This window comes from Curvibacter sp. EU05-FHT14A10 (genome assembly GCF_058791075.1).
Window position 1 is genome coordinate 317387 of record NZ_JBYTDE010000005.1, and the last position, 26041, is coordinate 343427.

Annotated in this window: 20 protein-coding genes; 4 read left to right on the plus strand and 16 right to left on the minus strand. The window is 69.6% G+C overall.

What is annotated here, in order from left to right:
* Nucleotides 1-7: 7 nt before the first annotated feature.
* Nucleotides 8-1258, minus strand: a complete 1251-nt coding sequence (lplT, locus tag AC3WUT_RS12180) for a lysophospholipid transporter LplT (RefSeq protein WP_492347328.1) — start codon at nt 1256-1258, stop codon at nt 8-10.
* A 286-nt stretch (nt 1259-1544) separates the two neighbouring features.
* Between lplT and AC3WUT_RS12185 the strand changes: the two genes are divergently transcribed.
* Nucleotides 1545-3857: a putative bifunctional diguanylate cyclase/phosphodiesterase gene (locus AC3WUT_RS12185; protein WP_492347329.1), complete on the plus strand. Its 2313-nt coding sequence runs from the start codon at nt 1545-1547 to the stop codon at nt 3855-3857.
* A gap of 6 nt (nt 3858-3863) precedes the next feature.
* Here the strand turns inward: AC3WUT_RS12185 and recD are convergent, their stop codons facing one another.
* From recD to AC3WUT_RS12255, 14 genes are all read right to left on the minus strand, one after another.
* Nucleotides 3864-5702: an exodeoxyribonuclease V subunit alpha gene (gene recD, locus AC3WUT_RS12190; RefSeq protein ID WP_492347330.1), complete on the minus strand. Its 1839-nt coding sequence runs from the start codon at nt 5700-5702 to the stop codon at nt 3864-3866.
* The gene (gene recB / locus AC3WUT_RS12195) at nt 5699-9325 is read right to left on the minus strand and encodes an exodeoxyribonuclease V subunit beta (protein ID WP_492347331.1); all 3627 of its coding nucleotides are present in this window, start codon (nt 9323-9325) and stop codon (nt 5699-5701) included. The genes recD and recB overlap by 4 nt, the downstream gene beginning before the upstream one ends.
* The gene (recC, locus tag AC3WUT_RS12200) at nt 9322-12780 is read right to left on the minus strand and encodes an exodeoxyribonuclease V subunit gamma (protein ID WP_492347332.1); all 3459 of its coding nucleotides are present in this window, start codon (nt 12778-12780) and stop codon (nt 9322-9324) included. Before recC ends, recB begins: the two co-directional genes overlap by 4 nt.
* A gap of 105 nt (nt 12781-12885) precedes the next feature.
* Nucleotides 12886-13797: an ACP S-malonyltransferase gene (locus AC3WUT_RS12205; protein ID WP_492347333.1), complete on the minus strand. Its 912-nt coding sequence runs from the start codon at nt 13795-13797 to the stop codon at nt 12886-12888.
* Nucleotides 13794-14717 (minus strand): triphosphoribosyl-dephospho-CoA synthase MdcB, encoded by a 924-nt coding sequence (gene mdcB / locus AC3WUT_RS12210; protein WP_492347334.1) that lies wholly within the window; start codon nt 14715-14717, stop codon nt 13794-13796. Before mdcB ends, AC3WUT_RS12205 begins: the two co-directional genes overlap by 4 nt.
* A gap of 4 nt (nt 14718-14721) precedes the next feature.
* Entirely contained in the window at nt 14722-15402 is a 681-nt protein-coding gene (mdcG, locus tag AC3WUT_RS12215; protein WP_492347335.1) for a malonate decarboxylase holo-[acyl-carrier-protein] synthase, read from the minus strand.
* Between the two features lie 19 nt (nt 15403-15421).
* Entirely contained in the window at nt 15422-16120 is a 699-nt protein-coding gene (gene mdcE, locus AC3WUT_RS12220) for a biotin-independent malonate decarboxylase subunit gamma (RefSeq protein ID WP_492347336.1), read from the minus strand.
* Nucleotides 16117-17025: a biotin-independent malonate decarboxylase subunit beta gene (locus tag AC3WUT_RS12225; protein WP_492347337.1), complete on the minus strand. Its 909-nt coding sequence runs from the start codon at nt 17023-17025 to the stop codon at nt 16117-16119. Before AC3WUT_RS12225 ends, mdcE begins: the two co-directional genes overlap by 4 nt.
* Nucleotides 17022-17378, minus strand: coding sequence for a malonate decarboxylase acyl carrier protein (mdcC, locus tag AC3WUT_RS12230; RefSeq protein ID WP_492347338.1), 357 nt, complete (start codon nt 17376-17378; stop codon nt 17022-17024). The genes AC3WUT_RS12225 and mdcC overlap by 4 nt, the downstream gene beginning before the upstream one ends.
* 31 nt (nt 17379-17409) lie before the next feature.
* A complete protein-coding gene (mdcA, locus tag AC3WUT_RS12235) occupies nt 17410-19080 on the minus strand; it encodes a malonate decarboxylase subunit alpha (RefSeq protein WP_492347339.1) in 1671 nt (556 codons plus the stop codon).
* Between the two features lie 9 nt (nt 19081-19089).
* A complete protein-coding gene (gene madM / locus AC3WUT_RS12240; RefSeq protein WP_492347340.1) occupies nt 19090-19854 on the minus strand; it encodes a malonate transporter subunit MadM in 765 nt (254 codons plus the stop codon).
* Between the two features lie 4 nt (nt 19855-19858).
* Nucleotides 19859-20272 carry a malonate transporter subunit MadL gene (gene madL, locus AC3WUT_RS12245; protein ID WP_492347341.1) on the minus strand — a complete coding sequence of 138 codons (414 nt, stop codon included), beginning with the start codon at nt 20270-20272 and terminating at the stop codon, nt 19859-19861.
* 195 nt (nt 20273-20467) lie between these two features.
* The gene (locus AC3WUT_RS12250; protein ID WP_492347342.1) at nt 20468-21382 is read right to left on the minus strand and encodes a LysR family transcriptional regulator; all 915 of its coding nucleotides are present in this window, start codon (nt 21380-21382) and stop codon (nt 20468-20470) included.
* Nucleotides 21383-21492: 110 nt separating this feature from the next.
* Nucleotides 21493-22074, minus strand: a complete 582-nt coding sequence (locus tag AC3WUT_RS12255; RefSeq protein WP_492347343.1) for a TetR/AcrR family transcriptional regulator — start codon at nt 22072-22074, stop codon at nt 21493-21495.
* A gap of 75 nt (nt 22075-22149) precedes the next feature.
* On the opposite strand from AC3WUT_RS12255, the gene AC3WUT_RS12260 reads away from it, so the two are divergent.
* A complete protein-coding gene (locus AC3WUT_RS12260; protein ID WP_492347344.1) occupies nt 22150-23343 on the plus strand; it encodes an MFS transporter in 1194 nt (397 codons plus the stop codon).
* Between the two features lie 134 nt (nt 23344-23477).
* Here AC3WUT_RS12260 and AC3WUT_RS12265 read toward each other — a convergent pair whose 3' ends face one another.
* Complete coding sequence (locus AC3WUT_RS12265; RefSeq protein ID WP_492347345.1) at nt 23478-23693, minus strand: antitoxin MazE family protein; 216 nt, start codon at nt 23691-23693, stop codon at nt 23478-23480.
* A 280-nt stretch (nt 23694-23973) separates the two neighbouring features.
* Between AC3WUT_RS12265 and AC3WUT_RS12270 the strand changes: the two genes are divergently transcribed.
* Both AC3WUT_RS12270 and groL read left to right on the plus strand, forming a co-directional pair.
* Nucleotides 23974-24264 (plus strand): co-chaperone GroES, encoded by a 291-nt coding sequence (locus AC3WUT_RS12270; protein ID WP_019576489.1) that lies wholly within the window; start codon nt 23974-23976, stop codon nt 24262-24264.
* Nucleotides 24265-24314: 50 nt separating this feature from the next.
* Entirely contained in the window at nt 24315-25955 is a 1641-nt protein-coding gene (gene groL, locus AC3WUT_RS12275; protein ID WP_492347346.1) for a chaperonin GroEL, read from the plus strand.
* The last annotated feature ends 86 nt before the right edge of the window (nt 25956-26041 follow it).

Below are 26041 nucleotides of genomic sequence, written 5' to 3' on the forward strand. Positions count from 1 at the left end.
CCCGGCTTCAGCCAGCAGGCTGCGCCAAAGGGCGGCGTCGGCAGCGCCACCACAGCACCGCCATGCAAGCCGCGATCAGCAGACCGAACACCCCCATCAAGGGCACCACGGGCAACTCCAGCGCCAGCAGGCCGGCATAGCCCGCCAGCATCACCAGGATGCTGAGGTTCTCGTTGTAGCCCTGCACGGCAATCGAGCGCCCGGCCGTCAGCAACTGATGCCCGCGGTGCTGCAGCAGTGCGTTCATGGGCACCACCAGCACCCCCCCCACCAGCCCCACCAACGCCAGCAGGGGCAGGGCTACGGAAAAACGTTGCGTCAGCGAGACCGCCGCGATCAGCAGCCCCAGCAGCACCCCGGCTGGCAGCACCCGCACCGCCTGGTGCAAAGCCACCCGGTGGCCCGCCACACCGGCGCCCAGCACCACCCCCACGGCCACCATGGCCTGCAGGTAGGCGGCCTGGTCCAGCGGCAGGCGCAGTGACTCCTGGGCCCAGCGCAGCACCGCAAACTGCAGCGTGGCGCCCACGCCCCAGAACAGCGTCGTCACCCCCAGCGACAGGCCGCCCTCGGCGTCGCGCCACAGCAGGCGGTTGCTGGCGGCAAAGTCGCGCAACAAGGCCAGGGGGTGAATCTCGCGCCGCGCATAGCGGGCGCCACTGTCGGGCACGCCCAGTTGCAGCGCGGCAGCCAGGCCATACACACAAAGCAGCAGCCCCAGCGAACCTGCCAGGGCCGAATCCAGCGGCAGGCCCAGCGCCAGCAAGGCCTCGCGGGCCTGCGTGGCCACCGCCGATGTGGCGACCAGGGCACTCACCAGAAAGCCCCCGGTGACCGCCCCCAGCAGCGCGGCGCAAACGATGGAGATCTCGATCCAGCTGTTGGCCACCACCAACTGTCGTGCGGGCACCATCTCGGTCACCAGCCCATACTTGGCCGGGGCGTACCCTGCGGCCCCCAGGCCGACCACGGCATAGGCCAGCACCGGGTGAACCCCCACCAACAGGCCCAACACCCCCAGCACCTTGATGGCGTTCATCCAGGCCATCAGGCGGCCCTTGGGCATGGCGTCTGCCAGCGGGCCCGCCACCGGCGCCAGCACCACATACGACAGCGTGAAAGCAAACTTCAGCAAGGGGGCCCACCAGCCTGGCACGCCCTGCTCCTGCAGCAGGGCCATGGTGACGATCAGCAAGGCGTTGTCGGCCAGGGCGGAGCTGAACTGGGCCGCGATCAACAAAGAGAATCCGGTGGGCATGCGCGTGGGCCTGAACGGCCGTCCGGACGGCCTGATGGGATGAAGACGCCATTGGGACCGGAGGCGATGACGGCGCCATGACGCAGTCATGACGCCCGCATGAATCCGCCGTGACGCGGCGCCACAGCGCACCAATCTGGTTCCAAAAAATTCATCTGCACCAATCAAGGGCAAATCAGCCCCAAAACGCACCACCCAAAGGCGCGCCGATGCCCACACCTGGGGCGGTCGAACTGCGTCACGGCACGGATCCTGCTGTGCCCTGCCCTGCAGCAGTTCCATCCCCATGTCAGACCCGATCCAAAAGAGCGGCCGCCTTGCCCACCCGGTGATGCCGCCCCCCACCCTCTCGCGCCCCCTGGTTCGCCCCTCGGCGCGCGCCTTCGTGCGAATCCCGGCGACGCTGGAAGCCACCGCGGGCTTCGGGCAATGGGCCCATGCGGAAGGCTGGCTGAGCCTGTCGCCGCAGGCCGCCGAATTTCTCGACGCCAAGGGCTGTCTTGAGGGCCCACTCGATGACGGCCTGACCCATGTGGTGGTGGACGATCTGGTGCGCCTGCTGCCCCACCTCGTGGCGGGTGCCGCCCGCCCCTGGGTGCTGGACCTGCGCGTGATCAGCCGCACCCAGGGCCTGCGCTGGCTGCGCATGACGGCCCTGCCTCCCGACCCCGCCCAGCCCAACCTGCAGCAAGGCATCGTGCAGGACGTGACCGAACTCAAACATGCCCAGATGCGCGAGCGCCTGGGCTTTGAGTTGACCGAGTTCCTGGTCGGCTCGCACTCGCTGGGCAGCGCCATCCTCAACGTGATCCAGGGGGTGTGCAACAGCCTGGGCTGGGACTGGGGCGCCTACTGGGCCCTGGAGACCGACCCGGCCGGCCAGCCCCAGCTGGCCTGCCACCAGTTCTGGCACCCCAGCGAGCACGACATGAGCGACTTCAGCCAGGCCAGCCAGCGGCTGCGGCTGCGCCCGGGCGAAGGGCTGGTCGGCCGGGTGTGGCAAAGCGGCGAGCCCACCTGGATCGAGAACATGGGCACCAACCCCGACTTCGTGCGGCGCGCCAGTGCCCGCGCCAGCCACCTGCGTTCGGGCTACATCTTTCCGGTTACCTTTCAAAGTGGCGATGGGTCAGACCATCGCCCCGGGGTGCTGGAGTTCTACAGCAGCCTGGCGCGCCAGCCCGATGCCCAATTGCCCCAGCTCTCGGGCACCATCGGCGCCCTGCTCGCCCAGACCGCCCAGAAGCTGGAGCAACAGGCCACGGTACTGCACCTGTCCCAGGTCGATGGCCTGACCGGGCTGGCCAATCGGCGCCACTTCTACGAGGTGCTGGGTGCCACCTGCCGCCAGGCCGAGGCCCTGGGCCAGCATTTCGGCCTGATGTTCATCGACCTGGACCGCTTCAAACCCATCAACGACGCCTTCGGACACGATGCCGGCAACACCGTCTTGCGCGAATTCGCGCAGCGCCTGCAGGCGCTGGCGCCGGTTGGGGCCACGGCCGGCCGCCTGGGCGGCGATGAATTTGCCCTGCTGCTGCCCGGCGCCGACCTGCAGGCCTTTGCCGAGGCGGCAGAGCGGGTGCGCCAGGCCGCCCGGCGCCCCATGTTGCACGAGGGCGTGGAGCTGAGCCTGAGCGCCAGCGTAGGCATCAGCTTGTTCCCGGAGAACGGGCGCACGCCCCCCGAGCTGCTGCGCAGCGCCGACGCGGCCATGTACCGCATCAAGCAAAACGGGCGCGATGGCAGCGACTTTTTCTCGCAGACCAACCCGCATGCCCTGGCCGAACAGCAAAGCACGCTCATGCAACGCCTGAAGATGGCGCAGGACCTGCACCTGGCCCTGCAGCAGCAGGAGCTCTTTCTGCACCACCAGCCCATCTTCGACCAGGACAGCGGGCGCTTGCACGGCATCGAAGCCCTGGTGCGCTGGCGCCGCGCCGATGGGCAGTTGGTGCCGCCCGATGTGTTCATCCCTTTGGCCGAAGAGGCGCACCTGATCGTGCAGATCGGCCAATGGGTGGCCGCCCAGGCCTGCGCCGACCTGGCCACCCTCGAGGCCGCCGGGCTGAAAGGCCTGCGCGTGCACGTGAACATGGCCTCGCCCGAGTTCCACCGCAATGCCCTGCCCGAAGAGCTGCTGGCCCTCACGCGCCGCCATGGCCTGGCGCCCGCCCAGCTCTCGCTGGAGCTGACCGAGACCCTGGTGATGGAGCAACCAGCCCAGGTCACGGCCGTGATGGAGCGCTTGCGCGCCGCCGGCTTCGAGATCAGCCTGGACGACTTCGGCCAAGGCCATTCGGCGCTGTCGCTGCTCAAGCAACTGCCGCTGAGCACCCTGAAGGTCGACCGCAGCTTTGTGCGCGGCCTGGGCGAGCCCCCGAACGGACCGAGTGGCCAAGGCAGCGACGAAGCCATCGTGCGGACCATCCTGGACCTGGGCCGGCACCTGGGCCTGAGGGTGATCGTGGAGGGCGTGGAAACCGCCACCCAGCTCAAGCGGGTGCGTGCCTGTGGTGGCCAGTACGTGCAGGGCTACCTGCTGGCGCGGCCCATGCCGCTGGCTGAGCTGCTGCAGCGCTTCACCCCCCCTGCTTGAAAAGCACTACATCGCCAAGCCGCCGCTGCGCACGATCTGGCGCTCCACCGCCCGCATCAGCACCGGCACGGCCGGCACCGCCAGGGTCAGCCGGGTCTTGGCACGGGTGATGCCGGTGTAGAGCAGCTCGCGTGTCAGCACGGCCACGGGCTGTTCGGGCAGCACCAGGCAGACATGCTCGAACTCCGAGCCCTGCGACTTGTGCACCGTCATGGCGAACACGCTCTCCACCGCGTCCAGGCGCGAGGGCTGCACCCAGTGCACCCCCCCTGCCCCGTCGGGGAAAGCCACCCGCAAACCCTTGGCATGGGGCAGGCACAGGCCGATGTCGCCGTTCATGAGCTTGAGTGCGTAATCGTTGCGGGTGGCCATCACCGGGCGGCCCGGGTACCAGCCCTCGGGTGGAAAGCCCAGCGCCAGCGCAATGCGCCGGTTCAGCGCCTGCACGCCCCAGGCCCCTTCGCGCACCGCGCACAGCACCTGGAAGCGGGCCAGCGCCGCCAACGCCTGCAAGGCCTGGGCATCGCTGCTGCCGCCCGGGCCGATGGGCGCCAGGGCGTCCAGCCAGGGCTGCCAGCCCTGGCGCCACAGCGGGGCCAAGGCCGGGTCGCCCCCCGGTCGCGGCTGCAGGCGCTGCACCGAGTCGCTGCTGCGCCCCGCCACCGGGGCCTGCTGCCAGAGCTGACGCACCTTGACGACATCGCCCGCATTCACGGCCCGCGCCCACTGCCCGATGGGGCTGTCGCCGGCAAAGCGGCGGCTGTGGCGCAGCATCACTGTCTGCTGGGCCAGCACGCCGCCATCGCCCTGCCAGGGCCCCAGGTCCACGCCCGCCACCTCGGCCAGCCAGGCCACGGTGGCCGCGCTGTAGCGGCCCGCCTGGGCGCCGTGGCACAGCTGTCCCATCACCGCGCCGGCCTCGACCGAGGCCAACTGGTCCTTGTCACCCAACAGGATCACGCTGGCGTGCAGGGGCACGGCGCGCAGCAGGCGGGCCATCATCTCCAGGTCGATCATCGAGGCCTCGTCCACCACCACCAGGTCCAGCGCCAGCGCGGGCACCGGCGCCGCCGTGCCGCCGCCCGGACGCACCTGCAGCAGCTTGTGCAATGTGGCGGCCTGGGCCGGGATGTCGGCGCGCAGCGCCTCGGGCAGCGAAGCGATGGCCGAGGCGATCGACTCGCCCAGGCGCGCCGCCGCCTTGCCCGTGGGCGCGGCCAGGGCCACACGCAAGGGCCGCCCATGCTGGGCCCGCGCATGCGACTGCAGCAAGGCCAGCAGGCGCACCACGGTGGTGGTCTTGCCGGTGCCGGGCCCGCCGGTGACCAGGGTCAGGCGCTGGCGCGCGGCCAGGGCGCAAGCCACCTTCTGCCAATCGGGCCCGGGCACCGCCGCATCGGGCGGGAACAGCTGGGCCAAGGCCTGGGCCAGGCCAACCGGGGCCTTGGGCGGCAGGGCCAGGCGCGCCTCGATGCTCTGGCGGATGGCCTGCTCGGCCTCCCAGTTGCGCCGCAGGTACAGGCGTTGTCCCTCACGCACCAGGGGGCTGCAAGGGCCGTGCACCCAGGGCAGGCTGTCGGCGGCCGCAACCCAGTCGGTCAGCTCGGCGGGCAGCGCCTGCAGGGCCTGCGCCTCCCAGCCCAGGGTGGGGCCAGGCTCGCGCTGCAAGGCGGCCAGGTCCAGGCAGGCATGGCCGCGGCCGTATTGGTGGCTGACCAACGCGGCCAGCCAGGAATGGCGCGGGTCTTCGCTGGGCTGGGCCTGCTGCAAGAAGGCGGCCAGGGCCAGATCCAGCCGGTTCAAGGGGGTGGCCTGGGCCAGGCTGGCGAGGGGTGAGGTCGTCATGCAGGCAGCTCCGGCTGGCGGGGGCCGAGCGCGGGCGCCGCGAAGGCCTGGTCCAGCGATTCGATGAGTTCGTGCGGCGGGCGCTCGAAGAACACGCCCTGACCGGGCTGGTCGATGCCCCGCGCAAACAGGTAGATCGCCCCGCCCAGGTGGCGCTGCGGGCTGTAGCCGGGCAGGCGCCACTTGAGCAGGCGGTGCAGCGCCAGCAGGTACAGGCTGTACTGCATGTCATAGCGGTGCGCGAGCACCGCCTGGGCCAGGGTGTGCGGGGCGTAGTCAGGCAGGCGGTTCGATTTGTAGTCGAGCACGTGGTAGCGGCCCTGGTGTTCGACCACCAGGTCCATGAAGCCGGTGAGCATGCCCTCGAGTTGGCGCGGCTGCAGGGCAGGCCGGGGCTGGCCCGGCAGCACGCGCTGGCGGATCAGGGCATCAAGCGCCTGCGCCGACAGCGAGCGCACCGGCAGGCTGAAGGCCATTTCGGCCCAGTACTGTGCTGGCGCCAGGGCCCCCAGCACCAGGGGCTGGGCGTTGCCGGGCCAATGCAGCTCGGCGCGGACCAGTTGCTGCACCCAGGGCGCCAGCGCGGCGGCCTGGGTCTCGTCGAGTTTGAGGGCCGGGGCCTGGCGGGCCAGCAGGGCTGCCCACTCACGCTCAAGTTCAGCCCCATCGTCCCCCTCTTCTGCAGACCTGGCGATCGGCCAGCCGCGCTGGGCCTGCCACTCCAGCAGGTCATGCAGCAAAGTGCCGTAGCGGCTGCCGGCCGGAAACTCATCCCAGGCACCGGGCAGGCTGACCTGCCCGGTGTCGGTGGCCGCCAGTTCGGGGCTGAGCAGCGGCAGGCTGTCGGCCTGGGCGTCTTCCAGGCGGGTCTCTCGCTCCGACGGGGGCAGCGCCGACTCAGCGCCGAAGGGGATCAGCTCGCGGGTCAGGGCACTGAAGCTGGCCGTCCACCAGCCGCTGCGCAGGGCCCGACGGGCCTGAAGGGCGGGCTGGTGGGCAGGCTCGGCGGCCGCCGGGGTGTAGGCCTGATCGTCGGGCGCCGGGGCCGGCTGCACAGCAATGTCGGGGCACTGGGCCCAGGCCTGCAGGGCGGCGTCCATGTCACCCGGGCCCTGGCGCCCCAACAGGCGCGACAGGGCACTGCGCAGCCGCGGGCTCTTGCCGTCCAGGTCGCCCTTCACCGGGGTCACCCCCAGCCACAGGGCCTGCTCGGCACGGGTCAGGGCCACATAGAGCAGACGCACGTCCTCGGCCAGGCGCAGGGCATCGGCCGTTTCGTCGCCACTGCTGTCCTCGCGAAAGCCCGCCGCAAAAGGCAGGAACACCAGCGGGTACTGCAGGCCCTTGGACTTGTGCAGGGTGACCACCTGCACCAGATGGGCATCGCTTTCGAGCCGGGTCTGGGCGGCCTCACCGCTGGCACGCGGATCGCGCAGTTGGGCCTCCAGGTGGCGGATCAGGGCGCCCTCGCCCTGCAGGCCCTGGCTGGCCTGCTGCAGCAGGTCGCCCAGGTGCAGCAGGTTGGTGAGGCGACGCTCGCCCTGCGGGCCTTCAGGTGAGGCCGCGGCCAAGCTGGGGTCCATGAGGCGGCGCGGCACCTGCAGCTCATGCAGGCAGCGGTGCAGCAGCGGCAGCACGCCCTGCTGCTGCCACACCTTCTGCCAGGCGTGCAGTTGGTCGATCAAGGCATCCCAGGCGTCTTCGTCACGCAGCAAGGCCTCCAGGGCGGGCCAGGACAGGCCCCACAGCCGGGTCAGCAAGGCGGCCTTGACCGCGCTGACGGAGCGCGGCTGGGCCACGGCGCGCAGGATGCGCCACAGCTCGTGGGCCTCGGGGGTGGCATAGACGCTGTCGCGGTCAGACAGGTAGACGCTGCGCACCCCGCGGCGCGCCAGCTCGGCGCGGATGGCCTGGGCCTCGTGGCCATTGCGCACCAGCACCGCCATGTCGCCCGGCTGGGCCACGCCCTGCTGCAACAGGCGCACCATCTGGCTGGCAAACAGGGCGGCCATGTCGTTCAACAGGGCCGACTTGGTGGCCGGCTCGGCCCGCGACTGCCACCACACGGTGAGGGCCGGCTGGGCCTGCCCGGCGCACTGCAGCGGCTGCACCTTGGGGTTGCGGGCTTCCACGCGGTCGAAGGGCACCGCGCCAAAAGGGGCTTCCAGGCGCGAGAAGATGTGGTTGACCGCGGCCACCACGCCCCGGGTGGAGCGGAAATTGCCCGACAGGGTGTGGATGGCCTGGGCCTGGGCCCGGGCCTGCAGGTAGGTGGCCAGATCCGCGCCGCGGAAGCTGTAGATGGCCTGCTTGGGGTCGCCGATCATGACCAGGCCGGTGCCCAGGGCCTGGGCCTCGGGGCCCTGGTAGATGCGGGCCAGCGCGCCGTACTGCCAGGGGTCGGTGTCCTGGAACTCGTCCACCAGGGCCACCGGGAACTGCTGCCGGATGGCGGCCGCCAGGCGGCCATCGGGGGCCTGCAGCGCGTGGTAAAGGCGCTGCAGCAGGTCGGAGAAATCGAACTGCGCCTGCCGGGCCTTGGCCGCCTGGTAGGCGGCGCCGATCTCACGTGCCGCGTGGGCCAGCCAGTCGGGGCCGATGTCGGGCTCGGCCTGCAAGTGCAGGCACAAGGCCTCGATGTCGGCCAGGGCCGCGTGCGCCTCGGCCTGGGCCCAGCCTTTTTCGACCAGGCGTGGCAGCGCAAAGCGCTCCAGCACCTCGAGCTTGATACCCTCGCCCTGCACCCAGGCCGCCATCTGGGCCAGCCAGCCGGCCAGCCAGTCGGGGCGGTAATTCTTGAGCTGCTTGGCCGCCGCCGCATCGCCCACTGCCTGCACCAGCTCGGGCGTCCAGCCCGCGCGGGCCCGGGCCTCCAGGGGTTCGCGCCGGGCCTGCCACTCGGCCCAACGGGCCACCAGGGCATCGGGCTCAGGGCCGGCATAGGGGGCCCCGCCGGGGGCGCGTTCGGCCAGGGCCCACAGCGGCTGCAGGCGTTCCAGCAGGGCCTGGGGCGTGCCCCCCAGCGGGGTGATGGCACCGATCTGCGCCAGCGCCAGCGGGTAGCACCAGCGCCGCCAATAGTCTTGTGCGGCCGCCAGCCGCAGGGCATCGCCGTCTTCCACCCGCTCCTGCTCGAACAGGCTGGCGCTGTCAAAGGCGTGCTGGCGCAGCATGCGGCTGCTCCAACCGTGGATGGTGAAGATGGCGGCGTCGTCCATCCACTGGGCCGCGATGTCGAGCCGGGCGGCACAGGCCGGCCACTCCGCCTCGGGCACCTGCTCGCGCAGGCTGAGCAGAAAGTCGTCGGCCTGGGCCCGCCCGGCTTCGGTGTCGGCAAAGCAGCGCGCGGCCTGGGCCAGGCGCTCGCGCACCCGGCCCCGCAGCTCGGCGGTGGCGGCGTCGGTGAAGGTCATCACCAGGATTTGCGGCGGGAACAGCGCCCGCTCGGCGCTCAGCCCGGCCTCGGTGTGGCCCAGCACCAGGCGCACGTACAGGGCGGCCACGGTCCAGGTCTTGCCGGTGCCGGCCGAGGCCTCGATCACCTGCAGGCCTTGCAGCGGCATGCTCAAGGGGTCCAGGCGCTGCAGCGCGGGGCCTGGGTTCAGATCGATGGGCGTGCTCATGCGGGGTCTCCCAGCGGGCCCAGGTGCAGGTGCCGGGCCAGTTCGCCGTACAAGGCCTCGGCCCAGTGCGGCAGTTCGGCCTGCAGCTCGGCATAGCCCTGGAAGCAGCGTTGCAGGTAGGGCGAGCGTGCGGCTTCGCCCTCGCGCTGGTAGTCGCCTTCGTAGGCGGCGCGGGCCAGCTCATGGGCCTGGGCCTCGTCCTTGCCCCGGCGCAAGGCCTGGTCATAGGCCCAGGCGCTGAGGCAGGCCACCGGCAGGGGCCGGGCCCAGGCGGCCCGGTAGACCTGCACCAGGCCGCTCAGGATGGCCAGCGCCTGCGCGGGCGCCAGCGGACGCAGCACGATCTGCCCGTCCAGGCCCAGCACGGCGCTGGTGAGCGCGAGGCCCTGGGCGCAGCCGGCCAGGTGGTTGACCCAGACCGCCGCCAGCACCTCGACCCGGGCGCCCTGCTCCTTGCCTTTGCCTTGCAGCACCGCGCCTGGGCGCTGCACCCGCTGCAGACAAGGGCCGGGCCAGAGGCCTTCGGCGGGCGCTGATGCGTCATCGGGGCCGAACAGGCCGCTGAGCTGGTCCTGCAGCCGCAGGCCGTCCACCAGCAGGTCGATGGCCTGCGCGGGCACGGGCTGGGGGTAGCGCTCGGCCCAGGGGGCCAGGCGCTCCTGCACCACGGCGACGCGGCCGTGCAATTCAAGCAGGTCGCGCTGCCCGAAGGCGGCCAGGGGCAGCAGGCCGCGCAGGGGCAGCTCGGCCAGCGCCTGCTCGGGGTCGACGGCCTCCAGCACCGACTGGCCTGCCAGGTATTTGTCCAGGCCATCGAGGGCAAAGGGCTCGGTGTCTTCGCCGGCCTCGTCGAGTTCGGCCAGTACCACGCCCAGGCGGGCCTTGAAAAACACCTCGACCGGCTGACGCAGCAACTGGCGCAGCGCGTGCAGGCTCAAGGGGTCAGGCAAGGGCACAACGCAGGCTTCAGGCGGCAACGCGTGCTCGGCCACCGGCACGCCCGCATTCACCTGGTGGGCCTGGGCCCAGTCACTGTCATAGGTGCGAAAGCCCGAGCCGGCCCGGAAGTACGCCTCGGAAAACGGCTGCAAGGGCTGCTGCCGGGGCTCGCGCGCGGGCTGCCAGCCGCTGTGCAGGTGCTCGATCAACTGCGCCACCAGCACCGAAGGCGGTCGCTCGGCGTTGTCGGTGGCGCGGTGGCCCTGCCAGCTCAGGTAGAGGCGGTCGCGGGCCGACAGCAAGGCTTCCAGGAACAGGTAGCGGTCGTCTTCACGCCGCGAGCGATCCCCGGCGCGCCAACTGCTGGCCATCAGGTCGAAGTCGCGCGGCGCCGTCTGGCGCGGGTAGTCGCCATCGTTCATGCCCAGCAGGCACACCACCCGGAAAGGGATCGAGCGCATGGGCATCAGGGTGCCGAACTGCACCCCACCGCCCAGAAAGCGCTGCTGCAGGCCCCCCTCCTGCAATTGCGACAACCAATGCTCGCGCGCCACCTCCAGCGACAGCGGGCTGTCCAGGCCGGCCTGGTCGCAGGCCTCCAGCCAGGCCTCCAGCGGGGCCAGCAGGGCGTCGATCTGGCGGGATTCGGCCTCGTCAGCAGCCTCGAAGAAACGCTCGACCACGCCGCGGAACACCTGCCCCCATTCGGCGGCGGGCCGCTCATGCGCCAGGGCCTCCAGGGTCTCGGTGATGGCGTCCACCCCATCGAGCAAGGCATCGGCCACCGCCGCGTCCAGCCCGCTGAGCGCGGGCTGGGCCAGGGTCTCGGCCCACACCTGCCCGCTGTCACCGCGGCCCTCGCCCAGCGCATAGCCCAGCAGAAGCCGGCGCAGGCCAAAGGCCCAGGTGTTGTGCCCGGCGCCCGCCACCCCGGGCGGCAGGCCAAAGCGGCGGCGATGCGGCTCGTCCAGGCCCCAGCGCACACCGGCCTGCTGCAGCCAGGTGTGCAGTTCGTCCACCTCGACCTCGCCCAGGCCAAAGCGCTGGCGCAAGGCCCGCACCTCGAACAGGCCCAGCCAGTCCGACAGGGTGACGCGCGACTGCGGCAGTGACAGCAGCGCCTGCAACGCCTGCACGATGGGCGACTGGCGCGGCGAGCGGTCGGCCACCGAGTACGGGATGTGGCGCGGCTGGCCGGGCGCAAAGCGGCCGAACACGGCCTGGATGTGGGGCGCGAACACGGCGATGTCGGGCACCATGACCATCACGTCGCGCGGGCGCAAGGCCGGGTCGGCCTCGAACCAGGCCAGCAACTGGTCGTGCAGGACCTCGACCTCGCGCTGTGCCGAATGGCAGGTGACCAGGGTGATCGAGTGGTCGTCTGGCCGCAGCGCCCAGGGCTCGATCGGGGTCTGCAAGTTCAACATGCCCGACTGCAGCTGGGCCAGCTGGGTGGGCTGGGCCAGGTCGTCGAGCGGATCGACAAAGGCCTCGACGCGCACCAGGCGGTGGCGATAGCCCTCGACGTTGTCGAACTCGTCGAGCATGTGCAGGTAGTCGCGCCCCTGCTTGCCCCACGAGGCCAGCAGCGGGTGCCCCGGACGGGCGGCCTGGGCCGCCTCCAGTTGGGCCGGCTTGACGCGCTGGCGCCGCCGCAGTTGCTGGCGCAGCTGGGCATGGCCCTCGACCAGATCGCCCCAGTAATACTGGCTGGGGTTGTGCACCAGCATCAGCACCTGGCTCAGTTGGCCCAGCGCGGCCAGGGCTTCGACCGCCTGGTGCGGCAGCGACGAGATGCCGAACACCACGATGCGCTCGGGCAGGCCGGCCGGGCGCTCGCCGCCGCGGCTCAGTTGCTGCAGGCGCGCCATGAAACACGCGTGCACCGCCGCGCGCGAGGCCTCGGCCAGCGCTTCGCCCACGTCGCGGCGCAGGTCGCGCCACAGCGCCGGCTGCCAGGCCTGGGCCGGGTCCAGCGGCAGATCGGGGCCCTGCGGCTGGGTCAGCACGTCGCGGCCCTGGGCCCAGGCGGCCAGCCAGTCGGCACGGTAGCTCTGGTAGCCGTCCAGCACATCGGCCAGTTGCAGGGCCAGTTGGTAAAGCTTGCGCCCGTCCGGGGCCTCGCTGAGGTAACGCTGCAGCGGCTGGTACACCGGGCGCTGCTCGATCAGCGCCGGCAGCAGGCGCATCAGGCGCCACACCAGGCTGGACTTGTCGAAGGGCATGTGGGTGGGCACCTGGTCGGCGCCCAGCACCTGGCGGTAAACCTGCCAAAGAAAGCCGCTGGGCAGCTCCATGCGGGTGGCGGCAAAAATGCCCAGGGCCGCGTCGTCGGCCAGCGACACCTCCAGCCAGTGCTTCATGCCGGCGCTCTGCACCAGCAGCACCTCGGGCGCCAGCGGCGCCAGCGGCTGGGTGCGCAGAAACTGCACCAGCAGATCGCGCAGGTCTTCCAGGCGGTTGCCGTGCAGCACCATGAAGCCAGGGGGGTGCGAAGGCCGGGTAGGGGTCGACATGAACAAAGACGGCGCAATGAAGAGAAAACCAGGGGCCGCCAGGGCACAAGGCCGCGGCGCCGGCAGTATGACACGCTGGGGCGGGCCGCCGTGCCAGCAGCGGCGTCAGGCACCCAACCACGCGGCAGCGCTTTGCGGCGAGCGGAAATCCTCCAGCGCCCGCACGGGTACGTCGGGGTGCTGGCGCGACCACATGGCGCTCAAGGCCCGGCCGGGGCCGATCTCGATCACGCGCTCGACCCGGCGCTCGGCGATGGCTTCCAGGCAGGCGGACCACAGCACCGGGTGGTCGATCTGCTGGCTCAAGGCGGGCCGCATCTGCTCGACCCGGCGCAAGGCCGTGCCCGTGGCATTGGCCGCGACCGGGCAGCGCAGGGCTTGCCAGGCGGTGCCGCCCAGGGTCTGGGCAAAAGCCCCGGCAGCGGCCCGCATGGCCGACGAATGCGAGGCGATGCGGATGGGCAGCGGCTTGCAGTGCCCGCCCGCCGCCGTCAGCAGCCCCTCGGCCTGCTGCAGCCGCGCCGTCTCGCCCGCCAGGATGAGGTGGTCCGGCGCGATGCGGATGGCCACCTCCAGGCCCTGCCCCGCCAGCTGCAGGGCGATGCGGTCCTGGTGCAGGCCCGACACCGACAACAGCCCACCCGACACGCTACCGGCAGCAGCATCCATGGCCTGGGCCCGCTGAGCAGCCAGGTCGATCGCGGTGCGCGGATCGAAAGCCCCGGCACAGGCCACGGCCGCCAGCTCACCCACGCTGTAGCCGGCCACGATGGCCGGCCCCTCGGCCAGGTGAGTGGCCACGGCCGACCAGGCGGCCAGCGACACCCCGGTGACCAGCACCTGCGCAAAGCGGTTGCGCGACAGTTCTTCGGGCTGGCCCAGCCGGGCGCGCCAATCGGGGCCCAGGTGCTGCGCCAGGGCCCGCAAGGGCTCGACGGCAGCGGGCTCAGCCTCCAGCCAGGGCAGCATGTCGGGGTGCTGGCTGCCCTGACCGGGGAACAGCACGGCGTAGCTCATACCAAGCCCGCCAGGCCCGCCAGCACGGCCCGGGGCACTGGCGCGGGCACCGGGCAGGAGGTGGTCACGGCCTGCAGCCAGCAGGCGGCGCCCAACAGGTCGGCGGCGCCGCCGGGCGAGAGGCGGCGCGCCACGAACTCGGCATGGAGGGCCCGCGCCCGCTCAGTCCAGTCGGCCCCCTGCGCCCCCCCTTGCGCCAGAAAGCGACGGGCCTGCTGGCGCGCAAAGTGCAAGCCCTCGAGGCCGCCGCGGTGGACCAGGTTGGTGTCGTCCAGCACCGCCAGGGTGGTGAACAAGGCCTGCACCCGGGCCCGGCGATCTGGCCAGCCCAGGTTCAACGCCTGGCGCAGCGCCGGCAGGCTGTGCTCGAACAACACCGGAAAGCCCAGCGCGGCCTCGTCGCCCGCGCTGCGCAGGCCGTGCTCGCGGGCGGCACGCTGGCCATTTGAGGCCGGGGGGCGCTGGCGCGCCTGGGCCGCGCGCTCACGCAAGGCTGTGCCCCAAGCCTGGCGCAGGGTGCTTCGCAGGCCTTCGCTGCTGAGGGGCAGGCCCCGGGCCACGCGCCAGCCCGCACTGGCACACAGCAGGCCCAGGCAGAACACCGCCCCACGGTGGGTGTTGACGCCGCCGGTGGCGCGCAGCATGCGGGCCTCGGCCTGCAGGCCCAGGGCTTGCAGTTCATCGAAGGCCGCGTGGCGGGCGCCGGCGCGCACCATGTGGGCAAAGTAGTGGCGCAAAGCAAACAGGCTGCGCACAAAATGACTGGCATCCATGTCATGGTGGCTGCCGTTGTCGCGCAGCGAGACCAGGCCGGGCTTGGGCTCAAGCACCAGTTCGGCGTAAAGGGCGCGCACGGCCTCGCGGGCCAGCCGGGCGGCGGCAGCGTCCAGCGATGGGTTTGAAGAATCGAGCAAGGACATGGCGTCAGGCCGGCAGGGCCTCGGCCCGCAGCTGCAGTGGGTCGAGCCCGATCAACGCAATGCCATCGAGCCGCTTGGCCAGCACCTGGGGTACCTGGCCATCGAGCAACTGGCCCAGCTCACGCCAGGCCACTGCCCAGCCGCTGGGAAACACCAGCTCGCCATCGATGCGGCAGGGCAGGCGCTCCGTGGCCAGCAGGCGGACCACCGCCTCGGCGGCCGAGAGATCGGGCACCGCCAGGCGCAGGTCGAGGTCGGACGATTCGCGCAGGTAGCGCAGGCCCGTGAGGCTCTGCCAGCCAAAGGAGCCATAGACCTGCACCGCGCCCGCCGCGTGATCCAGGCAGCGGCCCAGCGCCTGATCCAGGGCCTGCGCCCGGCGTCGCCAGCGTTGCCGCAAGGTGGCCTCCGACAGGCTCGGAAACCGGCCGCTGTAGGCCAGTTGACGGACCGGCAAGGTGAAGGTGAGCCGGCGCCGCTCCCATTCGGCGGGCGCCGGCAGGCCCAGGGTGACCCCGTCCTGGGACAGCGGGCCGGTCTGCCGCCCCACCACCAGGGGCAGGCGCTGCGCATGCCAGTGTTGGACGACCGCCTGGGCGACCGGGTCGGGGCAGGCCTGGGCCTGCAGTGTGGACCAGCCCTCGGGCGTGGGCCAGACCAGGCTGTTGCGTTCGATTTGCAGCATGACCGACTCCTGCGTGGGGTCAGGCCTGCGCCACGCGGCGGGCGACCTCGGCGGCCAGCCGCCGGCCGCCGCGCTGCGCCCCATCGCGGGCGCGCTCATCCGTGGTCGGGGCCTGGACCAGCGCAGCGCGCAGCTGCGCCGCCAGATCACCGCGCCACAAGGCCTGCACGCCGCCCATGGCCACGTAGTTTTCGACCCCTGGGGCAAACACGGGATTGGACTCGGCCAGCGCCGCCAGGCGCGACTCGTCGATCTTGGTCACCCGCGCCATGGCCGGCAGCCGCATGACGCGGATCTCGGCCTCGGGCAGGGCATAGCAGGCGTCGGCGATCAGGCCCGAGGTGATGAAGCCGCCCGACAGCGCCTGGTCGTACACCAGCCCGATCACGCGGTGGCCGCGCTGGCGGGCCAGCTCGATGCACAGGCCCAGATGGGCCATGTAGCGGTTGATGCCCAGCAACTCGTCACGCCGGCGCAGGCGCTGGCCCTGGGTGTCGACCAGCAACAGGATGGGGCGGCCAGGGTGGTCGCGCACGGTGTCGAGCACCGCACGGGCCTGGGCCAGGGCCAGCTCGACGCCGATGGCGGCATGGTCGGTGGTACCGACCACGGCCAGGGTATGGCCGTCGAGCTCGGCCGTGCCGCGCAACAGCTCGCCTTCGCGGCGCACCTGGTGCTGCGCACCGAACAGGCTTTGAAGCAGATCGGTCCAGATCATGGCTGGGCTCCTTCTTGGGCAAGGTGTTTGAGGGCGCGCAGCTCGGCCGCATCGAGGTTGACCACCGATGGCGCATCGGCGATGCCCAGGCGGCGCCAGATGTCCACCGCATCGGCGCAGTCGCCGTGCTCGGCCAGGCGGGCGGCCAGCAAGGCGTGTTCTTGTTCCAGCGCCTCCAGCGTCACGGGGCGGGACTGGCCCAGCCGGTGCAGCGCAGCTTCGCGGAAGGCACCGATGTTGTCGTCCACCAGCTCATCGCAATCGCCGGTCAGGTAGCGGTGCTTGCCGCCGGTGGTGCGCCACACCCCGGCCCGGTCCTTGGCGTCGAACTCTTCCACGCCATGCGACGACTCGATGACCTCGGGGCCTGACATGGACAGGCGGGCGGCATCGCTCATCAGCACGTGGTCGGCGCAGCGGGCCACCAGGCCCATGCCGCCAAAGCAACCATTGGCGCCCCCGATCAACATCAGCGTGGGGATGCCGGCTGAGCGCGTGGCCAGCAGGGCACGCATGACTTCGGACACGGCAATCAGGCCGGCATTGGCTTCGTGCAGGCGCACCCCGCCCGACTCGGCCAGCACCAGCACGGCAGCGGGTCGCTGGCGCAGCGCGCGCTGGAACAGGCCCACGAGCTTGGCGCCATGCACCTCGCCCACGCCGCCGCCCATGAACTCGCCCTCCTGGGCGGCCACCAGCACGGGCTGGCCGCCCAGCCGGCCTTCGCCCACGATCACGCCATCGTCAAACGACGAGGGCACGCCCAACTGACCCAGGTGGGGGCTCATGACGCGGGCCGAGGGGCCGAGGATCTCGGTGAAGCTGCCCGCATCCAGCAATTGCAGCACGCGCTCGCGGGCGGTGGATTCGGCGAAGCTCGCCTGCAGGGGGTTGGCAAGGCTCATGGCTGGGCGCTCCGCATCTGGGCCACGGCCTGGTCCAGCCGCAGGTTGACCACGGCAGGCGTGGCCCCCATGTCGTTGATGGAAATGCGCACGCCGCCCAGGGGGTGGCGGGCATGGAAGTCTTCGGCCACGGCACGCCAGATCGGGGCGAAGCCGCGAGCCGAGGTGCTGACCTCGAGGCGGCATTCGCCGGCAGCGCCAGGGGCCGCGCCGTCGCCGTCAGCCAGGGGCTCGATCAGCACTTCGAGGTTGCCCGAGCCGACCACGCCGACCAGCACGGGCGCAAAGCGGCCCGCGGGCTGCGTGCCGGTGAACGAAAAATGGAGGGCTTCAAGCCCGTGGGGAATGCTCATGGTGTTGACCTTGTTGGCAGTGGGATTCGCATTACCAGTTGCGGAAGCGCTTGGGTGGCTGGTAGAGGCCGCCCGAGGCCCGCACCAGGTCGCGCATGGAGCGCGCCGCCAGCAGGTTGCGCGTGGCATCGCGCTGGTCGATGCCCAGGTCCTGGGCGCGCCGGATCACGCCGCGGTCGCGCAGGTTCTCGACCATGCGGCGGTCCCGCCCCAGGCCGATGGGGGTGTAGCCCGCCACGCCGCGGATGGCCTGCTCGCGCTCCTCGTCGCTGCGGCACAGCAGCAGGTTGGCAATGCCCTCTTCGGTGAGGATGTGGGTCACGTCGTCGCCATAGATCATCACGGGCGGGATCTCCATGCCGGCCTGCTCGGCCAGCTGCCAGGCGTCGAGCCGATCCACAAAGGCCGGCTGCATGTGTTCGCGAAAGGTTTCGACAATCTGCACCACCAGCTTCTGGCCGCGCGGCATGGCGGCCACGCCGCCCCGCCCCTGCCGGGCCTGGGCACCCGCCTTGAGCCAGGCCGGCGACACATGGCGTCGGCCCCGCGCATCGGCGCCCATGTTGGGGGCGCCGCCAAAGCCCGAGATGCGGCCCAGGGTGGCGGTGGAGCTGTGGCCGTTGAGGTCGATCTGCAGCGTGCTGCCGATGAACATGTCGCAGGCATAGTGGCCGGCCGCCTGGCTGAAGGCCCGGTTGCTGCGCATGCTGCCATCCGGCCCGGTGAAGAAGACATCGGAGCGGGCGCGGATGTAGTCTTCCATGCCCAGTTCGGAACCAAACGAGTGCACGCTCTGGACCCAGCCGGCTTCGATGGCCGGGATCAGGGCCGGGTGGGGGTTGAGCGCCCAGTGGCTGCAGATCTTGCCCTTGAGGCCCAACGACTCGCCATAGGTGGGCAGCAGCAGCTCAATCGCCGCGGTGTCAAAACCGATGCCGTGGTTGAGGCGCTGCACGCCGTACTCGGCGTACAGGCCCTTGATGGCCATCATGGCCATCAGCACCTGGATCTCGCTGATCTGAGCCGGGTCGCGGGTGAACAGGGGCTCGATGAAATTGGGCTTGGGCGCCAGCACCACGTAGTCGACCCAGTCGCCCGGGATGTCCACCCGGGGCACGGCGTCCACCAGCTCATTGACCTGGGCGATGACGATGCCACGGCGAAAGGCGGTGGCTTCGACGATGGCGGGCGTGTCTTCGGTGTTGGGGCCGGTGTAGAGGTTGCCCTGGGCATCGGCCGACTGGGCGCAGACCAGCGAGACCCGTGGCGTGAGGTCGACAAAGTAGCGCGCAAACAGCTCCAGGTAGGTGTGGATGGCCCCGATGCGCAACTGGCCCGCCGACACCATCTTGGCCAGTCGCCCGGCCTGCTGCCCCGAAAAGGAGAAATCGAGCCGCGAAGCGATGCCGTTCTCGAACAGGTCCAGGTGCTCGGGCAAGGCCAGCACCGATTGCACCATGTGCAGGTCGTGCACCCGGGCCGGGTCGAGCTGGGTCAGCGCCCGGGCCAGAAAGTCGGCCTGCTTCTGGTTGTTGCCTTCCAGGCAGACCCGGTCACCGGGTTCGATGACCGCATGCAGCAGGGTGCCGATGGCGGGGGCCGCCACGGTCTTGCCCTGCAGTTGCGGGCCCAGCGCCTCGGCCGCTCGGGTCTGCCGCAACCGACGGTTGCTTTGTTGGGTGTTCCAGTGTTTGTGTTCCATGGCAAGGGCTCAGCCCACGAGGGCTTTGGTGGCAAAAAACAGCAGCGAGGGGCCGAGCAGACAGCCCAGGCCGGTGTGAAAGGTGGCCACCAGTGCGCCATAGGGCACCAGCTTGCGGTCGGTGGCGGCCAGCCCGGCGGACACGCCGCTGACCGTGCCGGCCAGGCCACCGAAGACCATGGCGGATCGCGGTGTCTTGAGGCGCAGAAAGCGCGCCGCCATGGGCGTGCCGACCATCACGAGGATGGCCTTCACCAGGCCGGTGGCAATGCTGAGGGCCATCACATCGGGACTGGCGCCGATGGCGGCCCCGGTGACCGGCCCCACGATGTAGGTGACGGCACCCGCACCGATGGTGGTCATGCTCACGGCATCCGAGTAACCGAAGCCCCAGGCAATGGCGGCCCCCACGATGAAGGGCAGCACGGTACCCAGCAGCAGGGCCACGACCCCGATCAGGCCGGCCTTGCGCGCCTCCAGCGGCTGGACTTCAAAGGCCGTGGCCACGATGGCGAAGTCGCGCAGCATGGCGCCGCCCATGAGGCCGATGCCGCCGAACAAGGACAGGTCGGCCAGCCCCTTGTGCCCACCGGTCTGGGTGCCGCCCCAGTAGGCCAGGCCCAGGCCGATGACGATGGCGATGGCCGAGCCGTGCACGCGGCCGAAAGTCAGGTGTTTGGAGATCTGCCCGGCCAGCAGAACGATCAGGCCCACCACCGCAAAGGCGGTGACCAGGCCATTGTGAAGCGCGGCTTTTTCGAGAATGTCGAGCATGGTGTCACTCCTGGACGGCCACAAGCGGGTTGTGCAGCTGCGCCGCATCGGGCGCCTCCGGGTCAAGCACCTCGGCCCGGTTGATCAGGGCGATCACCACCGCGCACACGGCCACCGCCGCGATCGCCGACAACACCGCCACGGGGCCTCCGCGCAAGGCCGAGACCATGTCCTGCTGCGCCGCCATGGCCACCACCACCGGGATGTACATGGCACCCCAGTACTCCACGCCCAGTTCGGTCAGCTTGGGCAGCTTGTTGTGCTTGAGCATGTAAAGCCGGGCCGCCATCAGCAGCAGCATGGCGATGCCTACCCCGCCGACATTGGTCTTGACCCCGAGCAGTTGCCCGAGCAGGTCACCGATGAAAATGCCGAGCAGGTGGCAGGCCGCCAACAAGGCGGTTCCGAAAATGATCATGTCTGTCTCCGTTGTTGTGATGTGCCGGGGTGATCCCCTGGACTGGCATCGTAGGAAGGCAGACGTGTGGGATCAATTAACCTCGGCCACGAACGTTTTCACGGCGTGCAACGGTTATGACGAACGGCGCAGCCCCTGGCACAGGGAGGCCGCTCAGGGGCGATATGGGGCGATGAGGTGCCTGGGCCGGCGCGCTCAGCGCAGGGCGGCCTTGGCCCCGCGACAGACGGCCAAGAGGGCGAGCAGGTTGGGGTCGCGCTCACGCGTGCGCAGGAAGTTGAGCGCGATGGTCTGGCGCATCAGGTACCGGGGCTGCAGCGGAATGAAGCGCACCTTGTCAGGAAACACATCGCGCACCCGGCCGGGCAGCAGCGTGCACCCCAGGCCGCCGCAGACCAGGTTCATGAGCGAGAAGATGTCGCCGGTCTGCATCACCACATGGGGCGTGAAGCCAGCGACGCTGAACGACTGCAGAAAGCCGTTGTAGGTGGCAAAGCCCTCTCCCAGGCTGACAAAGCGTTCGTCGGCACACTGGCTCAGGTCCACCTCGGCAAGGGATTCGTAGCGTGAACCCACCGGCGCTGCGAAATAGATGTCATCTTCAAACAAGGGCTCGGACTCGATATCGGGCGCGGCCTGAGGCAGGGCCATCAAGGCGGCATCGATGGCGCCGTCGCGCAGCTTCTGCAGCAGGTCGTCATTGGAGCCCAGCACCAGTTCCGCCATCAGCTCGGCCTTGCGCACCTTGAGCGCGATGATCACCTCGGGCACGGTCTTGACGGTGAGCGAGTAAAGCGAGCCGATGCGGATGCGGCTGGCCGAGTAGCCGGCCACGTTGCGGGTGGTGTTGATGCCCTCGCTCATGCGCCGCAGCACATCGCGCGCCACCTCGGCCAGGGCGTAGGCCGCCTCGGTGGGGTGCAGGTTGCGGCCCTCCAGCCGGAACAGGCTGCAGCGCAGCCCCTCCTCCAGCGAATGCAGCGCGCGGTGCACACTGACCGTGCTGACGTCCAGCAACTCGGCCGCACGCGTGAGGTTGCCGGTCTCCATGAAGGCCAACAGCACCTCGAGCTTGCGAAAGGTGATTTCCTCATCGACATGGAGACGCATGGTGCACGGGCGGTTCGTGGTGAATGGGCGCAATGGTAGTGCCTGGGCCAGGGGCAGCCCCCCCTGCTGCTGCCGGACCAGCCCGGAGGCAACGACGGATGACGCCGTGCTCATCGCTGGGCGTGGTCCAGGCAGGCCTGCACCCAGGCCCTCAACTGCGCAGCGGTGGGTGGCTCGGGGCCGAACAAGACCCGAAAGATGATGGGCGCCACCACGCCGTCCATCAGGGCTTGCGCGGTGGGCAGCACCTGGCCTGGTGATGGCCAGCGCTGAAGAATCAAGTCGAGCTGGCTTTGCAGGTAAGCCGCGCATTGACTGGAGGGGGTGGAAGAGACCGGGGTCGCGCGCGAGGGGCCTGCCAGTACGTCCCTCATCATGACCCGACCGGGCTCGGAACTCATCTCTTCGAGGTACTGCTCGGCCCAGGCCAGCAGGTCACCCAACAGGCTGCCGGTTTCGGCGGGCTCGGTCTCGGCGCGCCAACGGTCCAGCGCGACATCCGCCAGCAAGTCACCCAGCTCGCCCCAGCGGCGATAGAGGGTGGAGGGGGTGACGCCGGCGCGCGCTGCGATCAGGGGCACGGTCAGGGCCGATCGCCCTTGCTCGGCGATCAGATCGCGCACGGCCTGGTGCACGGCCGCCTGCACGCGGGCACTGCGACCGCCAGGGCGGAGACCAGCTTTGGGGTTCATGTCACGATGCTAAAGCAAAAAATATGCGTTAGTGGTCCAATGCACTAACGCAAATAATTTGCTTTAAAGAGCACCATGGCCATTCGCCCCGCCCCTCCCCCCCGCGCCCCAGCTCGCCACTGGCGCCCGCAGACAGCCCTGGGCCTGCTGGCCTCCATCGTCGTGAGCTTTCTGGCGGCCTCCAGCGCCCCGTCCCCGCTGTATGCGCTGTACCGCGAGGCCTGGGGGTTTTCGGCCCTGACCCTGACACTGGTCTTTGCCAGCTACGCCGTGGCCCTGCTGGGCGCCCTGCTGGTGCTGGGCAGTTGGTCGGACTACCGCGGCCGGCGCGCCGTGCTGATCGGGGCCCTGGTGCTTGAAATGGGGGCCACCGCGCTGTTCTGGTGCGCCGACTCGGTCGCCTGGCTGCTGGCCGCCCGTGTCCTGCAAGGGCTGGCCACGGGCATCGCCACCAGCACGCTGAGTGCCGCCTTGATCGACCTGGACCGCGACCGCGGCGCCCTGCTCAACAGCGTGGCGCCCATGGTCGGCATGGCCCTGGGTTCACTGGGCAGCAGCGTGCTGGTGCAGTTTGCGCCGGCCCCCACGAAGCTGGTGTTTGAGTGCTTGATGGGCCTGTTTGCGCTGCAAACCCTGGCCGCGCTGGGCCTGCCCGAGACGGTGGCGCGCCGCCGCATGCCCTGGCGCACGCTGTGGCCCCGCATCGCCCTGCCCGCCGCCGCGCGCCCGACCCTGCTGCGCATCCTGCCGGTCAATACCGCCCAATGGGCCCTGGGAGGCTTCTACCTGTCGCTGGGCCCCAGCCTGGCCCGCCTGGTGACCGGCAGCCCTCAACCCCTTGTGGGGGGTGCGCTGATCACCTGCCTGGTGCTGACCGGCGCCGTGGCCATCTTGGGGGTGCGCCAAAAACCGGCCCACACCGCCCTGCTGGGCGGGACGGTGGCCTTGGGCCTGGGGCTGGCAATCACCCTGATCGGCATGGTGCTGCCCAGCGGCGCGGCCCTGTTTGGCGGCACCGTGGTGGCCGGCCTGGGTTTTGGCGCGGCCTTCAATGGCTCGGTGCGCAGCCTGGTGAGCCTGGCGCAGCCCGAGGAGCGCGGCGCCCTGATGGCTGGCTTTTTCTCGCTGAGCTACCTGGCCTTCAGCGTGCCGGCCGTGCTGGCCGGCCTGGCCGTGGGCCTGTTCGGACTGGCCACCGCTGCGCTGGGCTTTGGCCTGTCGCTGCTGGCCTTGTGTGTGATCGCGGGGGCGCTCATGGCCAGGTCGTAGGGACCGTTCAAACCCAGGGCGATTCAGCACGATGCTGTCCAGGTCCATGAGCAGGTCTGATTGAGTGACCCAGGCCGGCCGGGGTTTGTCGAAGTCGCCCTGCAATGAAACCGTCACGAGGTCGCCCCGATGTATCACTCCCAGCCCTCAACATGCGTTGCAGCCGCTTCCGTGAAGTGCAAAAACTCCTTTTCTGTCGGGTCGCCATTCAGGCTCTTGCACTGCTTGCTCACTTGCTCCGCGAACTCAGGTGAGCGCGTGTCGGGCACCCAGAACGGGACGGGCCGCAGCCCCGCCGCACGCATCCGCTCACGATGCCGTGCGACCTTGGATTCTTGAATCGACGGCATGGTGCCTCCGTTGCTTGCATGAACGGTTACATGTTGCCCAGCATGAAACCATGCCGCAATCTGGTGAATTCAGAATTGAATGAGAAAAGTACCGAACCCGCGGAATCCCGACATCTGCCCCTCTTGAAAGCCAAGCAAAAGCCCTTATGATTAGCACTCGAAGCGGTTGAGTGCTAACAGCCGAGTGTTGACAGCACTGGCCGCTCGCTGAGTTGATGGTGCCCGCCGTGGGCGGTGCACCGGTCGATTGTGAAACCCCTTTTTGCTCTCAGGAGATGCAATGAACCTTCGTCCTCTGCACGATCGCGTGATCGTCAAGCGCCTGGAAAACGAAACCAAGACTGCCTCCGGCATCGTGATCCCCGACAACGCCGCTGAAAAGCCTGATCAAGGCGAAGTGCTGGCCGTCGGCCCCGGCAAGAAGAACGACAAGGGTGAACTGGGCGCCATGGCCGTCAAGGTTGGCGATCGCGTTCTGTTCGGCAAGTACAGCGGCCAGACCGTCAAGGTCGGCGGCGATGAGTTGCTGGTCATGAAGGAAGAAGATCTTTTCGCCGTCGTCGAAAAGTAATTTCTACCTGATCCCCGCTCAATCCATTTACTGAATTCGGAGAAAACAACATGGCAGCAAAAGACGTCGTCTTCGGCGGTGAAGCCCGCGCTCGCATGGTCGAGGGTGTGAACATCCTGGCCAACGCAGTCAAAGTGACCCTGGGCCCCAAGGGCCGCAACGTGGTGCTGGAACGCTCGTTCGGCGCCCCGACCGTGACCAAGGACGGTGTGTCCGTGGCCAAGGAAATCGAACTCAAGGACAAGCTGCAGAACATGGGCGCCCAGCTCGTGAAGGAAGTGGCCTCCAAGACCAGCGACAACGCTGGTGACGGCACCACCACCGCCACCGTGCTGGCCCAAGCCATCGTGCGCGAAGGCTCCAAGTACGTGGCCGCCGGCCTGAACCCGATGGACCTGAAGCGCGGTATCGACAAGGCTGTTGCAGCCCTGGTCGAAGAGCTGAAGAAGGCCACCAAGGCCACCACCACCTCCAAGGAAATCGCTCAAGTCGGCTCGATCTCGGCCAACAGCGATTCGTCCATCGGCCAGATCATCGCTGACGCGATGGACAAGGTCGGCAAGGAAGGCGTGATCACCGTGGAAGACGGCAAGTCGCTGAACAACGAACTCGACGTCGTTGAAGGCATGCAGTTCGACCGCGGCTACCTGTCGCCCTACTTCATCAACAACCCGGAAAAGCAAGCCGCTTTGCTGGACAACCCCTTCGTGCTGCTGTTCGACAAGAAGATCAGCAACATCCGCGACCTGCTGCCGACCCTGGAGCAAGTGGCCAAGTCGGGCCGTCCGCTGCTGATCATCGCTGAAGAAGTCGATGGCGAAGCCCTGGCGACCCTGGTGGTGAACACCATCCGTGGCATCCTGAAGGTGGTGGCTGTGAAGGCCCCTGGCTTCGGCGACCGTCGCAAGGCCATGCTGGAAGACATCGCCATCCTGACCGGTGGCAAGGTCATCGCTGAAGAAGTCGGCCTGTCGCTCGAAAAGGTGACCCTGGCTGACCTGGGCCAAGCCAAGCGCATCGAAGTGGGCAAGGAAAACACCACCATCATCGACGGCGCCGGCGCTGCTGCTGACATCGAAGCCCGCGTGAAGCAAATCCGCGTGCAGATCGAAGAAGCCACCAGCGACTACGACCGCGAAAAGCTGCAAGAACGCGTGGCCAAGCTGGCCGGCGGCGTGGCCGTGATCAAGGTGGGTGCTGCCACCGAAGTCGAAATGAAGGAAAAGAAGGCCCGCGTTGAAGACGCCCTGCACGCCACCCGCGCTGCTGTGGAAGAAGGCATCGTGGCCGGTGGTGGCGTGGCTCTGCTGCGCGCCAAGCAAGCTGCTGGCGAGATCAAGGGCGACAACGCCGATCAAGACGCCGGCATCAAGCTGATCCTGAAGGCCATCGAAGCCCCCCTGCGCGAAATCGTGTACAACGCCGGCGGCGAGCCGAGCGTGGTCGTGAACGCCGTGCTGAATGGCAAGGGCAACTACGGCTTCAACGCTGCCAACGACACCTATGGCGACATGATCGAAATGGGTATCCTGGATCCGACCAAGGTGACCCGCACCGCGCTGCAAAACGCCGCATCGGTGGCTTCGCTGCTGTTGACCACCGAGTGCATGGTGGCCGAAGCTCCGAAGGACGAGTCCGCAGCTCCGGCCATGCCGGGCGGCATGGGCGGCATGGGCGACATGGGCATGTAATGCCTGCCTGAGCCTTCCAGCTCCAAACAAAAAGGGCCGCAGCGATGCGGCCCTTTTTTTGTGCCTGATCGATCAGGCTTGTTCCG

Bases quoted from the DNA above. Each gene is read 5' to 3' on its own strand.
- lplT (WP_492347328.1), bottom strand. From the start codon at position 1,258: ATGCCCACCGGATTCTCTTTGTTGATCGCGGCCCAGTTCAGCTCCGCC.
- AC3WUT_RS12185 (WP_492347329.1), top strand. From the start codon at position 1,545: ATGTCAGACCCGATCCAAAAGAGCGGCCGCCTTGCCCACCCGGTGATG.
- recD (WP_492347330.1), bottom strand. From the start codon at position 5,702: ATGACGACCTCACCCCTCGCCAGCCTGGCCCAGGCCACCCCCTTGAAC.
- recB (WP_492347331.1), bottom strand. From the start codon at position 9,325: ATGAGCACGCCCATCGATCTGAACCCAGGCCCCGCGCTGCAGCGCCTG.
- recC (WP_492347332.1), bottom strand. From the start codon at position 12,780: ATGTCGACCCCTACCCGGCCTTCGCACCCCCCTGGCTTCATGGTGCTG.
- AC3WUT_RS12205 (WP_492347333.1), bottom strand. From the start codon at position 13,797: ATGAGCTACGCCGTGCTGTTCCCCGGTCAGGGCAGCCAGCACCCCGAC.
- mdcB (WP_492347334.1), bottom strand. From the start codon at position 14,717: ATGTCCTTGCTCGATTCTTCAAACCCATCGCTGGACGCTGCCGCCGCC.
- mdcG (WP_492347335.1), bottom strand. From the start codon at position 15,402: ATGCTGCAAATCGAACGCAACAGCCTGGTCTGGCCCACGCCCGAGGGC.
- mdcE (WP_492347336.1), bottom strand. From the start codon at position 16,120: ATGATCTGGACCGATCTGCTTCAAAGCCTGTTCGGTGCGCAGCACCAG.
- AC3WUT_RS12225 (WP_492347337.1), bottom strand. From the start codon at position 17,025: ATGAGCCTTGCCAACCCCCTGCAGGCGAGCTTCGCCGAATCCACCGCC.
- mdcC (WP_492347338.1), bottom strand. From the start codon at position 17,378: ATGAGCATTCCCCACGGGCTTGAAGCCCTCCATTTTTCGTTCACCGGC.
- mdcA (WP_492347339.1), bottom strand. From the start codon at position 19,080: ATGGAACACAAACACTGGAACACCCAACAAAGCAACCGTCGGTTGCGG.
- madM (WP_492347340.1), bottom strand. From the start codon at position 19,854: ATGCTCGACATTCTCGAAAAAGCCGCGCTTCACAATGGCCTGGTCACC.
- madL (WP_492347341.1), bottom strand. From the start codon at position 20,272: ATGATCATTTTCGGAACCGCCTTGTTGGCGGCCTGCCACCTGCTCGGC.
- AC3WUT_RS12250 (WP_492347342.1), bottom strand. From the start codon at position 21,382: ATGCGTCTCCATGTCGATGAGGAAATCACCTTTCGCAAGCTCGAGGTG.
- AC3WUT_RS12255 (WP_492347343.1), bottom strand. From the start codon at position 22,074: ATGAACCCCAAAGCTGGTCTCCGCCCTGGCGGTCGCAGTGCCCGCGTG.
- AC3WUT_RS12260 (WP_492347344.1), top strand. From the start codon at position 22,150: ATGGCCATTCGCCCCGCCCCTCCCCCCCGCGCCCCAGCTCGCCACTGG.
- AC3WUT_RS12265 (WP_492347345.1), bottom strand. From the start codon at position 23,693: ATGCCGTCGATTCAAGAATCCAAGGTCGCACGGCATCGTGAGCGGATG.
- AC3WUT_RS12270 (WP_019576489.1), top strand. From the start codon at position 23,974: ATGAACCTTCGTCCTCTGCACGATCGCGTGATCGTCAAGCGCCTGGAA.
- groL (WP_492347346.1), top strand. From the start codon at position 24,315: ATGGCAGCAAAAGACGTCGTCTTCGGCGGTGAAGCCCGCGCTCGCATG.